Origin of the sequence: Aestuariirhabdus sp. LZHN29 (assembly GCF_049985285.1) — a bacterium.
GTDB lineage: Bacteria > Pseudomonadota > Gammaproteobacteria > Pseudomonadales > Aestuariirhabdaceae > Aestuariirhabdus.
Map to the genome: position 1 here is coordinate 1 of NZ_JBNIEU010000002.1, position 15,780 is coordinate 15,780.

The 15,780-nt window shown below is 53.6% G+C and carries 10 protein-coding genes; 7 read left to right on the top strand and 3 right to left on the bottom strand.

Annotated elements, in window-relative coordinates:
* Positions 1 to 158: 158 nt before the first annotated feature.
* Positions 159 to 1,745 (top strand): cation:proton antiporter, encoded by a 1,587-nt coding sequence (locus ACP3PW_RS06645; protein WP_426415908.1) that lies wholly within the window; start codon positions 159 to 161, stop codon positions 1,743 to 1,745.
* Between the two features lie 35 nt (positions 1,746 to 1,780).
* On the opposite strand, the gene ppa is transcribed toward ACP3PW_RS06645, so the two are convergent.
* Positions 1,781 to 2,311, bottom strand: coding sequence for an inorganic diphosphatase (ppa, locus tag ACP3PW_RS06650; RefSeq protein ID WP_426415909.1), 531 nt, complete (start codon positions 2,309 to 2,311; stop codon positions 1,781 to 1,783).
* 259 nt (positions 2,312 to 2,570) lie between these two features.
* Here ppa and ACP3PW_RS06655 point away from each other — a divergent pair, with 259 nt between their 5' ends.
* On the top strand, positions 2,571 to 2,906 hold the full coding sequence (locus ACP3PW_RS06655) for a rhodanese-like domain-containing protein (protein WP_426415910.1): 336 nt from the start codon (positions 2,571 to 2,573) through the stop codon (positions 2,904 to 2,906).
* A 24-nt stretch (positions 2,907 to 2,930) separates the two neighbouring features.
* Here the strand turns inward: ACP3PW_RS06655 and ACP3PW_RS06660 are convergent, their stop codons facing one another.
* The gene (locus ACP3PW_RS06660; RefSeq protein ID WP_426415911.1) at positions 2,931 to 4,949 is read right to left on the bottom strand and encodes a type IV pilus assembly protein FimV; all 2,019 of its coding nucleotides are present in this window, start codon (positions 4,947 to 4,949) and stop codon (positions 2,931 to 2,933) included.
* Positions 4,950 to 5,268: 319 nt separating this feature from the next.
* Here ACP3PW_RS06660 and ACP3PW_RS06665 point away from each other — a divergent pair, with 319 nt between their 5' ends.
* From ACP3PW_RS06665 to ACP3PW_RS06685, 5 genes are all read left to right on the top strand, one after another.
* On the top strand, positions 5,269 to 9,186 hold the full coding sequence (locus ACP3PW_RS06665) for a DUF1631 family protein (RefSeq protein ID WP_426415912.1): 3,918 nt from the start codon (positions 5,269 to 5,271) through the stop codon (positions 9,184 to 9,186).
* An 83-nt stretch (positions 9,187 to 9,269) separates the two neighbouring features.
* Positions 9,270 to 10,145, top strand: coding sequence for an NAD(P)-dependent oxidoreductase (locus tag ACP3PW_RS06670; RefSeq protein WP_426415913.1), 876 nt, complete (start codon positions 9,270 to 9,272; stop codon positions 10,143 to 10,145).
* 4 nt (positions 10,146 to 10,149) lie between these two features.
* The gene (locus ACP3PW_RS06675; RefSeq protein ID WP_426415914.1) at positions 10,150 to 10,920 is read left to right on the top strand and encodes a hydroxypyruvate isomerase family protein; all 771 of its coding nucleotides are present in this window, start codon (positions 10,150 to 10,152) and stop codon (positions 10,918 to 10,920) included.
* Between the two features lie 74 nt (positions 10,921 to 10,994).
* Entirely contained in the window at positions 10,995 to 11,219 is a 225-nt protein-coding gene (locus ACP3PW_RS06680; protein WP_426415915.1) for a hypothetical protein, read from the top strand.
* 3 nt (positions 11,220 to 11,222) lie between these two features.
* Positions 11,223 to 14,168 carry an ATP-binding protein gene (locus tag ACP3PW_RS06685; protein WP_426415916.1) on the top strand — a complete coding sequence of 982 codons (2,946 nt, stop codon included), beginning with the start codon at positions 11,223 to 11,225 and terminating at the stop codon, positions 14,166 to 14,168.
* Here the strand turns inward: ACP3PW_RS06685 and ACP3PW_RS06690 are convergent.
* Positions 14,146 to 15,750, bottom strand: a complete 1,605-nt coding sequence (locus tag ACP3PW_RS06690; protein ID WP_426415917.1) for a DUF3369 domain-containing protein — start codon at positions 15,748 to 15,750, stop codon at positions 14,146 to 14,148. The genes ACP3PW_RS06685 and ACP3PW_RS06690 overlap by 23 nt on opposite strands.
* Positions 15,751 to 15,780: the final 30 nt, after the last annotated feature.

Genomic DNA, 15,780 nt, shown 5'->3' on the forward strand with positions numbered 1-15,780 from the left:
ACCTCTTAGCGCCGATGGTAGTGTGGAGTTTCTCCATGTGAGAGTAGGTCATCGTCAGGCTTTTATTCGAAACCCCGCAGGTATTCCTGCGGGGTTTTTTTATGGGCGCTAAGGCGGAGGGGGTTATACTCTATGGATCCAATAGAGGAGTGGCGGTTGTGGATCCCCTGATTTTGATTTTTGCATTTGGGTTTGGCTTGCTGGCGAAGCAGGTCGGATTACCGCCTTTGGTCGGTTTTTTGGTGGCGGGGTTTGGCCTTCATTTTGTAGGAGTGCAGCCGAGTGCGCAGCTTGAACTTTTCGCCGACCTGGGTGTAACCCTGCTTCTATTTTCAATCGGCCTTAAACTGGATGTTCGCCAGCTGCTTAAAGCCGAAATTTGGGGCACCGCAACGCTGCATATGGGACTAACCACCCTGCTTCTTTTTCTCGTTCTCAAGTCGTTGGCTTACAGTGGGTTGACGCTGTTTGAGGGGGTGGGGGGAGAGGCTCTATTACTTATCGGCTTTGCCTTTAGTTTTTCCAGCACGGTATTTGCGGTGAAGGTGCTTGAGGATAAAGGCGATATGAGCAGTCTATACGGCCAGATCGCGATCGGCATCCTGATCATGCAGGATCTGTTTGCCGTTATTTTCCTTACTATATCGAAAGAGGGTTGGCCCTCCTTGTGGGCATTTGGTTTGTTAGCGTTACCTCTGCTTCGTCCGTTGCTGTTTAGGGTTCTTGATCGTGTGGGCCACGGAGAAGTGTTGGTGTTGTGCGGGATGTTTTTTGCGTTGATTGTAGGCGCTGAGCTTTTTTATCTGGTTGGGCTCAAGCCTGATCTTGGGGCGTTGATTGTGGGAATGTTGGTCGCTTCTCATCCCAAATCCTCGGAGATGGCAAAGGCGCTTTTCAACCTGAAAGAGCTGTTTCTCGTCGCCTTCTTTTTGAGCGTTGGCCTCATTGGATTACCCACCTGGGAGATGATGGCGGTTGCTCTGGTGCTTGTGATGGTGCTGCCGGTGAAGGTGGCGCTCTATTTTACGCTAACCAATCTTTTTGGCTTCCGCGCGCGAACCAGTATGTTGAGCTCTCTAGCACTCGCCAATTACAGCGAGTTCGGTTTGATCGTAGCTGCTATTGGGTGGAAGGCGGGGGTGATCAGCGGCGACTGGTTGGTGGTTATGGCGTTGGCCCTCGCGATAAGTTTTTTGGTCTCTTCACCGCTTAATATTCATGCGGCCGCGCTCTATAAACGGCTAGGTGCTCGGCTTAAACAGTTTCAGAGCGCTCGGCGCCACCCTGGCGATCGTCCCCTCGAACTGGGTAACCCCGAAATTCTGGTGTTCGGTATGGGGCGGATTGGTGCGGGTTGTTATGATGAATTACGTACTCGCTTTGGCGATGTAGTCGTCGGTATCGAGCATGATGCGGTTAAAATTGCTGCGCACAAAACAGAAGGGAGACGGGTTGCGCTGGGCGATGCCAGCGATAGCGATTTTTGGGATAAGCTCGTAGCGGGTGATCACTTGCGACTTGTGATGTTGGCGATGCCCCATCACAGAAGCAATCTTTATACGGCGCAACAGCTTCGAGCCATCGACTTCAAGGGGCATGTTGCAGCCGTGATTCGATTTAACGATGAGCGTGATGAGCTGCTGGCGGAGGGGGTTAGCTCAGTCTTCAATATGTACGATGAGGCGGGCGCAGGATTCGCCGAGCGCGTATGTTCTGGAGATATCGAAGCCGAGGCGCGTAGCTGACGAACTGTGGGGATCGTTCGTCAGCTACAGCAAGATCAGGGCTTGTAGGCGGCAATGGAGTCCATAATCGCTTTTTTGGCTGCTGCTGCGTCATCCCAGCCATCAACCTTGACCCATTTTCCCTCTTCGAGATCTTTGTAGTTCTCGAAGAAGTGCTCAATTTGCTTGATCAGTAGCTCTGGGAGGTCGGTGTATTCCTGCACGCCCTTGTAGAGCGTCGTGAGCTTGTCGTGAGGAACGGCGATCAGTTTGGCATCTTCGCCGCTTTCATCGCTCATGTTCAGGACACCTACCGGACGGCAGCGAATAACGGAGCCCACTACGACGGGATAGGGTGTAACGACGAGAACGTCGAGGGCGTCACCATCGTCGGCGAGAGTGTTGGGAATGTAACCGTAGTTGGCCGGGTAAAACATAGGTGTGGCCATAAAGCGATCGACAAAAATCTCATCGCTGTCTTTGTCGATCTCATACTTGATAGGGGTGCTGCTATTTGCAGGGATTTCGATCACTACGTTGATGTCGTGGGGTGCGTCTTTTCCGCAAGGGACCTTACTGAAACTCATGATGCCGCCTTTTTTCTGGTGCGTTGTAGAGAGTGTTGGGCGCAAAGTATAAATCTTGAACAGCAGCGATGCCAGCTAGTGCGACCCGTATGTGGGCGTTTTTCGATGCACGGTAGGATCTCCTATGGTGGGAAGACGGTTATCCGTCATGGCGTGTAAAATAGCTCGTCTGTTGGTGTGTTAGGTCACAGATCTGGTGGTTGCTAGTCTCCAGAGTAGGCGCCCATTCGGCTAATGAATTGAACTTAAGGAGATGGAAATGATTAAAGTGCTTCGTGCAGGGTTTTGGGTAGCGATGCTGGCGCTGTTGGGTATGAGTGCCGCCAGTCGGGCGGCAGGGCCGGCTCCAGGGGAGCTGGTGATCGATGTCAGAACTCAGGGTGAATATTCAGGAGGGCACTACCCCGGGGCAAAGAACATCCCGTTTGATGTGATTGGTGCGCGAATCGAGGAATTAACCGAAGATCGTAGCCAGCCCATCGCGCTGTATTGCCGAAGTGGGCGACGCGCCAGTGTAGCGCTACAAACCCTAAACGCGATGGGGTATACGAATGTTACCAACTATGGCGGCCTGTCGGACATCTCCACGCCTTGACCTTGTTGCGCAGGAGCGGATAGCTCAGGGCTTTTCCTTGGCGCCATCGGAAGAAGCATCTGATGTCTCTCCTGCGGTATCCTTAATTTGGTGCCACTCATCTTCCGATGCGCTGTCCAGGTCCAGCTCAGAAAGCACCTCCTGATCCGGGAAATAGTCCAGCTCCTCGCTGCTAAGGCCCAGCTCCTCATCGGTCAGCAGGGCCTCTTCCAGTGACTCGGTGGAGGCAGTGCCGACGGGTGCCTCGATCGGTTCCTTGCTCTCCATGGGGCGATTCATGAGTAGCCGCAACTCCTTCAGTTGCTGTTGCACCGTATCGCTCAGGCTTTTATCCAGCTCGCTGGCGATCAGGTCGAACGCTTCGATATCCTCCTCCTTACAGTGCAGCTCGAGTAGTGTTAGTTTCAGGTCCTCGCGGTTTGGGTCCTGGGTTAACGCGTCACGAATTAATGATTTAGCCTCTCGCAGTCGTCCGTACGCAAGATAAATGTTAGCGGCGCGGATAGTCTCGTCGAGCTCATCCTCCTCTTCAATAAACTGATCATCGTCGATTCTGAGTGGATCCGGCTCCGGGAGGTCGATCCTTCGTATATCGGCGGCCGGCACGGCGGGTGCAGGTTTGTCCTCCTCCGTGATGTCTTCATCGGGGCTATTGGTTTCTAGCTCGTGGGAAATAATTTTGTCAGCCGTTAAGCGTTCGCTGGCAGGCTGGCCAGTACGTTTTAACAATAACCATACCAGTGCAAGAAATAGCAGCAATGATGTAGTCAGGGACGCGACAAACGCAGGGTGCCTCATCACGTCGCTGGATGTGATGCCCGGTATCGGCTGGGTGACGGCGATGCTGGAAAGACCGCTCTCCTTTTGCGCAACCGGGTCAATGATGGCCGTGGTTTGCTCGGACGTTGCCGTCCGCTCATCGGTGTTCGCGCTCCCATCCTGGTTAGCCGCTATAGCGGATGCGGGTAAAGTACGCTGTTGGGACAGGGACTGGTTCAAGGCTTGCTGCTTATCTTTAAGGGTTTCGAGCTCCTCATACTGCTGCAAAATCGTACGCAGTAGAATGGCCTTCTCTTCCATTAGCTCGCTATAGGTGGACTGCAGTTGGGCGATATCCTGAGTAGCAAGGGAGTGCTCTTCGCTCGCATTTAGCAGTCGCAGTTGATCACGGCTAGATGACGGTTCTATTTGTGTTGACGGGATATCTGCCCTCGCTATCTCCTCTAATGGCTCGGATTCAATTTCCGAAATAGAGGGTAGGGAAGGGGGTTGGGTTGGTTGAAGGGCGGAGTCTCGTGCTGCAATCGCCTGTTTGCCTTTGTTAATTTGGGTGCCGACGTACTGGCGGGCTTCGTCCTCACTTACCCCTATGACATCTTCGATCGAAGGTATTCGTAGTTGCTGGCGGGCTTTCAGGAGGTTGATATTGCCGTTAATAAAGGCGCTGCGGTTCATCTGATGCAGAGTTTGCATGGTTTGCTGCACACTGACCTCTGCGGACGGGCGCAGCCTGTTAGCGATGATCCAGAGGGAGTCTCCCGGGCGTGTGGTATAGAGCCCGCTAGGTACGGCGTTTTCCCTTATGGAAGGTTGCGCTAACTGGGTTTCGGGAGGCGGACCCTGTGGTGCGTTAACGGCATTGGAGGCGATCGTGGGTGGGTCCAGTAATACGGCGTATTCGCGTAGGAGCTGACCTTTTGCCCATTGCAGGTCAAGCACGAAGTTAAGGAAAGGCTCTTTGACGGCATCTTTGCTGGTGACGAGCAAAAATTGTTTACCGTCGTCGTTGGTGCGCAGCTCAAACTTTAGCTGGCTGAGAAATACGTCGCGGGAGACACCAAGGCGCTGAAACTGGTCGCGGCTCGCGAGCTTGGCGATGAGCTCCTGAGGGCTTATCGGGTCTGACCCCGTTAATTCGATCTCAGCCCATAGCGCTGCGCCAATCGTCGATTTCACGGTGATTTCGCCGGCACCCAGTGCGAGGGCGGTGCCGGGCAAAAGCAACGCGCTGTACAGGACAGCTATCGAACACGGGCGCAACATATCCTTAGAATTCCTTGATTTCCGTGGAAATTGGCGCGTAAATCCCATTTGATCAAAGGCCGGCACGAGGAAACCGGCTAAGTCTTCGGTAAGATGACACGCTATGCTTTATTTTTAGCACAATTCATTTTACATAACAGAATAGTTTATAGCGGTTAGTTAACAAGCACCCTTTGGTTCGGGGTTCTAATTAGCTTATTGAATATCGGAGTATGCTGTATGGCGTGCTTTCGTATAAAAGGGCTATGATTAACCTTGGCGCAGGGGGTGAGGCCAAACGACGCTGTTTTAGCACTCCAACACAATAAGATAGGCCAGGATGAGGGACGAACGCAGAACATCGGTACGGGTATCCTTCAGCTGCCGTGCGCAGCTGATGCTAATGGGGCACGCGATGCTCGGTTGCCGCGTGTCGGATCTGTGCTCTGGGGGGTTTTACCTAACCCAAATTATGGGGCTGACGCGGATGATCGAAGATCCGGTCAACCCAGTCGTTGAAGGTGCATTGGCCGAAGTGTTGGTGTTTCTTACCGGTAGAGAGGGCGAGGCCCCGTTGCGTTTCAGTACCTGTGTGCGGCGTATTGAACAGGATTCGCTCGGTGTGGAGTTGACCGCAGCCGGCTCTGTACATATCACCAGCCTATTAGAGATGGCCAAGGGCCAGCAACAGCAGGCTAGTCGCGATTTACCGCAGCGGCCACCGCAGCCGTCGTTGGCAGTTCGTAGTGAGCTGGTAGCTCGCCTTCGCTCTCCCCTGGACCATGCCCTGTCAGCAGTGCTCGATGACTTTTTTGAAGCTGCAGCGACTCGACTGCTCGCCTCCGCAAGTCAGGCCGCTAATAACACCGAGCAGACCCAGTATTTTGACCTGATGGGCGAACTCAAAAAACGCCGTCAGATCTTTTCCAAGCAGTATCGGCGCCAACTGCTGGATGCCTGGGATGCGTTTTCCCGGCCCGAGGTCGTGATCAAGGAGATAGCCCAGCAGCAGCCTGAAAACGACCTCTCGGTGGTGGATAAAGAGGAGTTTGAAGACTGGCTGACGATCAATGTGATGGTCGGCAATGCCGAAGCAAAATATCGACAGCAGATGGACTGGCTGCAAGCCCGACTCAGTGTGCTCGCAGGGCGTGACCTCGACGCAACCAATACGCCACTTGGCCCCGACTATATTTATGGCTGTATGCAAAATACGACGGAGATGATCAACACCACTGCCCGATTGCAAAAAGAGCTCTACAAGATTTTTGAATCAGCGATGCTGCCACGCCTTGGGGAGCTGTATGGCCTCTTTAATGAGCAGCTTAAGGCCGCGGGAGTACTACCCGATGTAGAGAAACGGCGCAAAGCCCGTCGTAATGCGAATACGGCCCAGGTTTCTGATCCTGCGCGTGTCTCGGCTGGAGATGTCCGCGACACTGGCGAGCAGTCTTTGTCGCAGCAAGAGTCGTCAGATGGCGGCCCGGCGTCGCAGCCTATTGAGCCGCCACGCAGCGAACCCCCTGTGGGCTCGACGGCCTCTCTGGAGGCTATTCATAACCTGTTGTCCTGGCGGAGATCCAGCGTTAACCCGCCAACGCAAGACGCTACTACTGCAGCAAATAACGACGAGTTTGTGGCGCCCGGGGCCAAGTCCGGGAAAGCAGGGCAATGGTCTCAGCTGGAGTTGATGGCTGCATTGACCGTGCTGCAAGGGCAGCTTCAGGACACTTCGGCTCGGGCATCGGACAAAGACCTGCGGGAGCAGCTCGCATCAACCCTGCAGTCATCAGATCCACAGCAGAGGCAGTTTAGTGGCATCCAGCAGGATTGCCTCGACATCGTAGATTCGCTGTTTGAGGTGCTGATGGACCACCACGATATACCTGAAAAGGTGCAGCCCTGGCTGAAAGCGCAGCAGGTACCCCTGCTAAAGGTGCTGGTGCAGGATCAGACCTTCTTTACCAATGCTCGACACCCGGCGCGGCAGGTCCTCAATAAGATGGCTCGGCTGGCGGCTGCTCCCAGCGGCGCGGTGGAAAGTATGCAAAAAACCCTCAAGGGGTATTGCGACAGGATTCTCACCGAATTTGATCGAGATCCCGCGGTATACGAAAGCGTGCACCAGGAACTTGAGAAGCTTGAAAATCGCCAGCTGCAGGCGATTGATCGAAATACCCAGCGACTGGTGCGCAGTTGCGATGGCCAACAAAAGCTGAAACAGGCCAAACAGGTGGTCGGCTGTGAGATAGATCTGCGTATTGGCGGGCGCAAGGTGCCTCCTGTGGTGCCTTTGTTGCTGGATACCGGGCTGCGGGATGCCATGGTGTTGACCTATGTTCGAGAAAGCGTCAATAGCGACAACTGGCGAGAGCTTTGGCAGCTGTTTGACCAGCTTCTGGAGTGGTTGGGGGTGCGCAAGCGCAGGGAGGTTGGAGCTGAACTTGAACGAACCCTGGAAACCGAAGCGTTACTCGATATGGTCGAGGGTTATCTGGATATTCCTGCGGTGGATCCGTATCAGAGAGATCAAGTGATCGAGCAGTTGCGCCAGACTTTACTGCGAGGGTTAGAATCCAGTGACCGCCATGATTGGGTCGCAGTGCCGGTTATTAGTGCGGTGGATAGCGCTGATCGTGAATCGATTGATGAAGAGGAGAATACAGAGAATGAGCGTTGGAGGCAGAGGGCCAAGCGCCTCAACGTGGGGGATTGGCTTGGGCAAATAGAGGGAGAGGATCGAGAAAGCGATATCAAATTGGCCTGGGTAGGTGATGGCTTTTCTTCGTTTGTTTTTGTCAATCGACAGGGCTTAAAGGCCATAGATTACGATCTCGACGAGCTGGCGCAGGCGATGAGCGAGGGGCTGCTGCCCATCGACCATAAGGGAGAGGACTCGCTACTTGATCGAGGTATGTTCAATATCGTGCAAAACGTCTATAGGGATATGGCGTACCAAACCAGCCATGATCAATTGACGGGGTTGCTCAGTCGCAAGTCATTTGAGAAACAGCTGTATAACCTGATTAATAGCGGTAGCGAAGATATCCGAACCCATACACTCTGTTTTATTGATGTTGACTTTTTTAAAGCGGTGAACAGTAACTGCGGCACCGAAGCGGGGGATCAGCTGCTACAGGAGATCGCGTTAACGCTGGGTGAGAGCGAGTACCCGATACTGATGAGTGGACGGGTCGGAGGCAATGAGTTTGCCCTGGTGTTGGAAAATATGGAGCTTGAGGATGCTATGGTGGCGGCTGAATCGCTGCGCCATGGGGTGGAGGCGATGGATTTCTCATGGGGTGGGCAAAATTTGCCGCAAACGGTGAGCGTGGGTGTAGCTGAGATAAATAGCTCCGTCAACTCTGCTTCTGCGCTGCTGCACAATGCCAGCACTGCCTGTGTGCAAGCGAAGGAGGGGGGGCGCAACCAGACGGTTGCCTACCACTCCCAGGCCGAGTTTTCCCAGCAAAGCGACGAGATGAGCATGCTGGCCCTGGTTCAGAAAGTGCTGGAAGAAGACTTACTCGAGCTGCGCTGCCAGCGTATACAAAATTTGTCCAGCCCAACCGCGCCCGGCCATTATGAGGTACTACTCAGTGTCCGCGATGGAGAGGGGCTGGATATACCATTGGAAGCTTTTATTCAGGCGGCGGAAAAGCACAATCGGATGGCGGCAGTGGATCGCTGGGTGATTAGCTCTATGTTTGAGTGGATTGTTAATAACCCGTTGCAGGCGAATTTGATGGGGAGCTACTCCATCAACCTCTCCGGTAATTCGCTGAACGATAATCGTCTGATGGACTTTATCCTTGAGCAGTTTTCCACTACTGGAGTGTCCCCCGAGCGTATCTGTTTCGAAGTGACAGAAACTGCCACCATCACCCATATCGCCAAAACGGCTGACTTGATTCGAGAGCTAAAGCGGTTTGGTTGCCGTTTCTCTTTGGACGACTTCGGTACCGGCCTCTCCTCCTTTGCTTACCTCAAGCAACTGCCGGTGGATTACCTGAAAATTGATGGTGTCTTTATCAAAGAGATCGCGGAAAGCTCGGTCGATTACGCCATGGTGAAATCGATCAAAGAGGTTGGGCACTTTATGGGGATGGAGGTTATTGCCGAGTACGCAGAAAGCGAGAGTATCTTACATTGCTTGCGCGAGATCGGTATTGATTATGCCCAGGGGTATGCGGTTGAACACCCCCAACCCTTGAGCTACTACAAGGAGTATTACTCCGACCCTGTGTCCGTGCCCTAGGCGCTTTTGCCTTTTAACCAAGAATCGGTATTTCGAGTATAGGGCAGTGCTCTTGCAGTGTTGTTTTGCGTGTTGGTGACGATATGAAAAGATTGGGTTTTTTGGGTATTGGCTTAATGGGCTCCGAAATGGTGCCCCATTTGCTTAAGGCGGGCCACGAGGTATCGGTTTGGAATCGAACTCCAGCAAAGGCTACAGCGCTCGTGGAGCAGGGGGCCCGTTACTGTGCCACCATCGCCGAAGTGGTGGCGGGTGCCGATGTTCTCCTGTTGTGCCTTGGGGATACCGCAGCGGTCGAAAGTGTGGTGTTTGGCCCTCAGGGTATCTCGGCCCATGGTCATGCAGGACAACTGCTCTTGGACCTCTCCAGCATAGATCCCGAAAAAACTCGCCAGTTTTCTCGCCGCTTGCGTTCCGAATGCGGCATGGGGTGGGTGGACTGTCCCGTTTCTGGTGGTGTCGCGGGTGCTCGGGATGCATCATTGGTCATTATGGCGGGTGGCACCGACGAAGAGATCTGCAAGGCGGAGCCTGTACTAAAATGTATCGGGCAGCGACTGACCCATATGGGACCGGTGGGAAGTGGCCAACTGACCAAAGTCTGCAATCAGATGATCGTTGGCTGCAACGCCATGGTTATTGCTGAAATGATCGCTCTCGCTCAGAGCGGGGGCGTTGACGCTAAGAAGATACCCCAGGCGTTAGCGGGGGGCTTTGCGGATTCGCGGCCTTTGCAGATATTGAGCCCGCAGATGGCCAGCCGCACTTTTGAACCGATCGCATGGCGTGTAAAAACCCTGGTGAAGGATCTGGAAACCGCTGTTAAGGTCTCGCGTGATGTTGGCAACTCGGCACCGATGAGTGAGACCGCAGCTCGGCTGATGGGAGCCCATGGCGCCGGGGGCTATGAGGATAAGGACCTATCAACCCTGATCTGTATGCATCAGGAGAATAAATAGAGCGATGCCAACGTTTTGTGCCAATATCAGCCTGTTGTACACCGAGGTGCCTCTTGAGGCTCGCTTGAAGTTAGCGCGGGCAGATGGTTTTGATGGCTTCGAGGTTCAGTTCCCCTACGCTATCGACGCGCTCGCATGGCGGCAGCAGATGGATGAACTTGGCATGACCTGTGTGCTGTTTAATGTCGATGCCGGAGATCTATTGCAAGGTGGGGAGGGGGTTGCCTCTGTTCCGGGGCGTAGAGAGCAGTTTCGTTTTGCGGTTGAACAGGCTCTGGGCTACGCGCACCTGCTAGCCCCGTCGGTCATTAATGTATTGCCAGGACGGTGCGTTAAGCCTGAAGATCGCGATATTTATATCCAGACTCTGGTGGACAACCTGGCCTATGCCGCTGCGCAGTTTTACCCGTTGGGTATTACCACCTGTGTGGAGGCGATCAATACGACAGACATGCCCGATTTTCTGATTCACACTACCGAGCAGATGGTTGAGGTACTAACAAGGTTGGACCACCCTGGCGTCAAAATGCAGTACGACCTATACCACATGGCAACCATGAACCAGTCGATTCGGGAGGACCTGAGGCATTATGCAGGCCAGATCGGGCATATTCAGTTTGCCGACCTGCCTGGGCGGGGGGAGCCCGGAAGTGGAACCTTGGACCTGTGCGCCTATTTTTCGCAGATCGATCGGTGTGGTTATGAGGGGTGGGTAGGCGCTGAATATCGACCTACCCGGGAGACTTCCAAGACTTTGGAGTGGATGCAACCCTAGCGCCTTCCCTTGTTTATGCCGGCTGACTAAGGGGCTGCTAAACTCAATGGATACTTCCGCCTGGAGGTGAACCAATGGGTACCCTCAAACGCCTGCTTCAATACGCAGAGATACAGACCCTCTGCGCGGCGGTCTTTTTCCTGGCCACCAGCTGGATCTTCTTTACCGATGCTGTGACGCCCAGTGGTTTTCGGGGTGGTGTGCTGTTAGCGCTCTGGGCTGCGGCTCTGGTAGTGCTATCGTGTCTCGGCTGGGCGTCAGCAGGGGGCTCGGGTGGCAATGAGCCTCCGAGGCCATAGGGTATGTTTCACATCGGCACCGTTGTGTTGGTTATGCTGGCCTATGTCGCCCTGCTTTTTTGGGTCGCTCGCTGGGCCGAAGGCGAGAGTGCCCTGGCGGTCAGGGTGCGCACATCTTCCTGGGTATACAGCCTGTCGCTGGCGGTATTTTGTACTTCCTGGACTTTTTACGGAAGTGTAGGGCTGGCGGCGAATCAGGGCGTGCTGTTCCTTTCCCTCTATCTGGGGGCGACCATGGCGATGTTCTTTGCCTGGGGCGTGCTGCGGAAGTTGGTGCGGACGAAAGACATTTACCGTGTCACCAGCATCGCAGATTTTATCTCTATCCGTTACAACAAATCCCCAGTGCTGGCCGCGTTGGTCACTTTGATGTGCCTGTTCGGTATTACCCCTTATATCTCCTTGCAGCTCAAAGCCGTCATAGGGAGCATGCAGATGCTGCTGGTTGCCGATGGGTCCGGCACCTTGAGTCAGTGGGTTGCCAGTCAGGTTGATCTTTTACTAGTGGCGTTGATGGTTGTGTTTACAATTTTATTTGGGGTGCGTCATCTTGACCCGACTGAGCGCCATCCCGGTATGATGGTGGCCCTGGCGCTGGAAAGCGTGATCAAGCTGGTTGCATTTCTGGTGGCGGGCATTTTCATCTGTTACGTCTTGTTTGACGGAGTAGGGGATCTTTTTTTACAGGTAGACCAGCAAAAACTAATGCAGCCTCACTTGCAAGTTTTTTCGGAGGCGCCCTCCTACGCACGCTGGTGCTCGATTATGTTGCTGGGATTTTTTGGGGTTTTGTTACTGCCGCGCCAGTTTCATGTGGCGGTCGTGGAAAACTCTAACGAGAGCCATATCGCCAAAGCCCAATGGTTGTTTCCACTGTATTTGTTGTTGATTAATATTTTTGTAATACCCATAGCAATGGCCGGTTTGCTGTCGGGCTATCTGCCGTTGCAGGCCGATGGCTTTGTCTTGCAGTTACCGCTGGATGCCGGAGCTGGGTTTGTTTCTATGCTGGTTTTTGTGGGAGGTTTTTCTGCGGCAACGGGCATGATTATGATCAGCGCCATGACACTGTCTACAATGAGTACGAATCATCTTTTATTGCCGATTATCGAGCAGTTTTCAGTGTTGCAGCCATTGCGGCGCTATCTGCTTCAGTTTCGTTGGTTGGTGGTCTTGCTGTTGATGCTGGCAGCCTATAATTACTATCTTGATATTGGCGAATCTTACCTGTTGGTGAATATTGGCCTGATCTCCTTTGTCGCGGTGTTGCAATTTGCCCCGGCCGTTTTTCTAGGGCTGTTTTGGCACAGGGGGAATTCGTCGGGGGCGGCGGCAGGTTTGATGGCGGGCTTTCTCGTCTGGGCTTACACCCTGATGCTGCCAGCATTTGCACGTAGTGGTTGGGTCGCTGATAGTATTTTGAATGAGGGGCTGTTTGGTTTTTTTTGGCTACGCCCGGAGAACCTGTTCGGCGTCACGCTCGGAGACAATCTTACCCATGCGATACTGTTCAGTCTGGCTGCAAATCTAACCAGCTATATTTTGGTGTCCCTGTCGTGCGAGACCGATCCCGAAGAGCAGTTTGTTGGTGATGAAATTATATCTATACTGAATGATGCATCGTTGGATGAGTCTATGATCGATGTGTCTGCGGAGGTGGATCTCGCAGAAAAGCAGCAGGTACTGATGAGCGTATTTCTTCGTTACTTGCAACCTGGGCAGGCGGATATGATGCTACGCCGCTGTCTACAGGAGAGCGAACTATCCCACAAGCCGAACATTACAATCGTTGAATTAGCACGACTTGAGCGCGTGGCGACCAATACCCTTTCCGGATCAATTGGTGCAGCTGCAGCTCATCAGGCGGTTCGCCACAGCGGGCTATTTACCCCCCGGCAAACCGATGAGTTATCCGGCCTCTACTCCCATATGTTGGCACAGTTACACCTTTCCCCAGCGGAGCTGCGCGCGAAAATAGACCACTATCGAATACAGGAGCAACTATTAGCCGACCATGCCCAGCAACAAAAATTTTCTATTGAGCGCCTACAGCAAGAGGTTGGGCAACGTGAACATGCCGAACAGCAATTGACCCAGTTAAACGAGGAGTTGGAAGAGCGGGTATCCTTGCGCACCCGTGATCTGGAAACGGCGAACAGCAACCTGAAACAAACCCTTGAGCAATTGCAGGAGACACAGTTTCAGCTCGTTGAGCGCGATAAAATGGCGGCCTTGGGTGGCTTGGTCGCCGGTGTGGCCCATGAGGTAAATACGCCCATCGGCATCAGTATCACGGCCATTACTCATCTGCTCGATGTGGGGGACAAGTTTTATGACCTGTACCAAAAGGGAGAGCTTAAAAAGAGTGATTTTGACAAATTCTTTTTGGTGTTTTCAGAAAGCTCTCACATTATCAATAACAACGTGCAGCGCGCTGCGGATCTTGTAAAAAGTTTCAAGCAGGTGGCTGTGGACCAGATTAGTGAGCAGAAACGCCGCTTCAACTGTCGCCAGTATATCGAGGAGGTGTTGTTATCACTGCGACCTCAGATAAAGAAAACTTCACACAGGGTCGACCTTCTGTGTGACGATAAATTGGAGATCAACAGCTATCCAGGGGTGATCTCCCAAATACTCACAAACCTGGTGATGAACTCGCTGCTGCATGCTTTCGAACCCGACGAAAGCGGCTCGCTGGTGATTACCGTGACGCATTTTGAGGGTGAGGTCCAGCTCACCTATTCTGATGACGGCCGAGGCATGAGCGAGCAGGATCGCCAGCATATATTTGACCCCTTTTTCACCTCTAAACGATCACAGGGGGGCAGTGGCCTCGGTGCTCATATTGTGTATAACCTGGTGACCCAGCAACTGAACGGCACCATCCACTGTTACAGTGATCCAGGGGAGGGGGTGAGCTACCACATTATTTTCCCGGAGATGCCGTAGGGACGGGTGTCGGGGATGCGCGATCCTGATAGCGATCGCGAATATAGAGGATCTGGTCCAGGTTCTCAAACAGGAGGTCCACCAGTGTCGGGTCGAACTGTTTTCCGCGCTCCCGTTTGAACAGGTCCAGTACGTCCTCCAATTTCCAGGCAGGTTTGTAGCACCGGGTGCTGGCAAGGGCGTCAAACACATCGGCTACTGCGGTGATTCGGCCCGCGATATGGATCTCCTCCTGCTTGAGGGCGTTCGGATAGCCATTGCCATTCCAGTGTTCATGGTGCTGCTGGGCGATGATAGACGCCATCTGAAGAATCGGTCGGTGTGACGTCCGTAGCATTTCGTAACCGATTCCGACATGGCGCTGCATCACTTCCCACTCATCGGCCGAGTGGCGCGCCGGCTTGTTGAGAACTGCATCGGGGATACCGATTTTACCGAGGTCATGGAGTGGGGATGCAGATTTGATGATATCGGCCTCGGCGTCACTCAGGCCTGCTTTAAGCGCCAGCAGGTGGGAAATCTCCGCCACACGCTTGACATGGTTGCCGGTTTCCTTGGAACGGGATTCCACCGCTTCGCCAAGCATGTAAACGGTCTCTTGTTGAGTCTGTTCGAGTTCATCCTTGAGGTGGGTGTTTTCAAACGCGATCGAGACATTGGCGCAAAATATCTCTATGAGTTGGCGATCGAGACCATTCAGTTTGCCGAAATTCGAGATGAACAGCAGGTGTTCCTGACCGCTTCGAGTTTCAAAGTAGGCCACCATGTGGTCATCGAAGTACTGGTTGCAGCGCTCCTGTGTAGCGGTCTCCAGTGTTTGGTAGACCTGTTCGGGGAGTTCGTCATGACAGTTATGCTGGCCAATGAGGGGCTCGTAACTGCCGGTTCCGGCTAACACGTGGTAGCCATTGCCTTCGCGGGTGGCGGCAAATCCGCTCGATACCTTGAAGTACGCGGCATGTTCACTGAGATCCAGTAGAGAGGTAAGCTGCAGCAGGACGGCCGAGGTAAAGCGCTGTAGCGAGGTGATTTCGAATATGTGCGCAGAGGCGTGAATGACCTGTTCGAGCCCCTTGCGGCTGGCTTCCAGGGCGATGATGTCGCGGTAAGAGCGCAAGGTCGAGTACATCAGGGTTCTTAATTTGGTCGCGGTCAGCTCCGTCTTGTCCTTGTAGTCATTGATGTCATAGTCAGAGATGACGGTCTCTTCAGGCGCCTGCCCAGGTTGCCCTGTGCGCAGCACCAGACGGATACTGGAGTTGGCCATTTCGCTGCGAATGATTTTTATCAGGTCCAGGCCGGCATGGTCTGTCTCCATCACGACATCCACCAGGGCTACGGCGGTATCGGGGTGCAGCTCCAGTTTTTCGCGGGCTTCCTGCGCCGAATAGGCGCTAATAATCTCCAGCTTGCGGCCACCGAACAGGTAATCCGATAGTACCAGCCGGGTGACGCTATGAATCTCCTCCTCGTCGTCGACCACCAAAATCTTCCAGCTTGGCAGCTCAGCAAGGGGCGAGGCGACGCCCTGCTCGTTGTCGGGAAGCTCGTCAGCGAATAGAAAGTTGGAGGTATCGTTCATTATCAGGATCGCCCTCACCAGAGGATACAA

What these genes read in the sequence shown, in the direction of transcription:
- ACP3PW_RS06690 (WP_426415917.1), bottom strand. Translation starts at nt 15,750, where the DNA reads ATGAACGATACCTCCAACTTTCTATTCGCTGACGAGCTTCCCGACAAC.
- ACP3PW_RS06655 (WP_426415910.1), top strand. Translation starts at nt 2,571, where the DNA reads ATGATTAAAGTGCTTCGTGCAGGGTTTTGGGTAGCGATGCTGGCGCTG.
- ACP3PW_RS06660 (WP_426415911.1), bottom strand. Translation starts at nt 4,949, where the DNA reads ATGTTGCGCCCGTGTTCGATAGCTGTCCTGTACAGCGCGTTGCTTTTG.
- ACP3PW_RS06675 (WP_426415914.1), top strand. Translation starts at nt 10,150, where the DNA reads ATGCCAACGTTTTGTGCCAATATCAGCCTGTTGTACACCGAGGTGCCT.
- ACP3PW_RS06685 (WP_426415916.1), top strand. Translation starts at nt 11,223, where the DNA reads ATGTTTCACATCGGCACCGTTGTGTTGGTTATGCTGGCCTATGTCGCC.
- ppa (WP_426415909.1), bottom strand. Translation starts at nt 2,311, where the DNA reads ATGAGTTTCAGTAAGGTCCCTTGCGGAAAAGACGCACCCCACGACATC.
- ACP3PW_RS06680 (WP_426415915.1), top strand. Translation starts at nt 10,995, where the DNA reads ATGGGTACCCTCAAACGCCTGCTTCAATACGCAGAGATACAGACCCTC.
- ACP3PW_RS06665 (WP_426415912.1), top strand. Translation starts at nt 5,269, where the DNA reads ATGAGGGACGAACGCAGAACATCGGTACGGGTATCCTTCAGCTGCCGT.
- ACP3PW_RS06670 (WP_426415913.1), top strand. Translation starts at nt 9,270, where the DNA reads ATGAAAAGATTGGGTTTTTTGGGTATTGGCTTAATGGGCTCCGAAATG.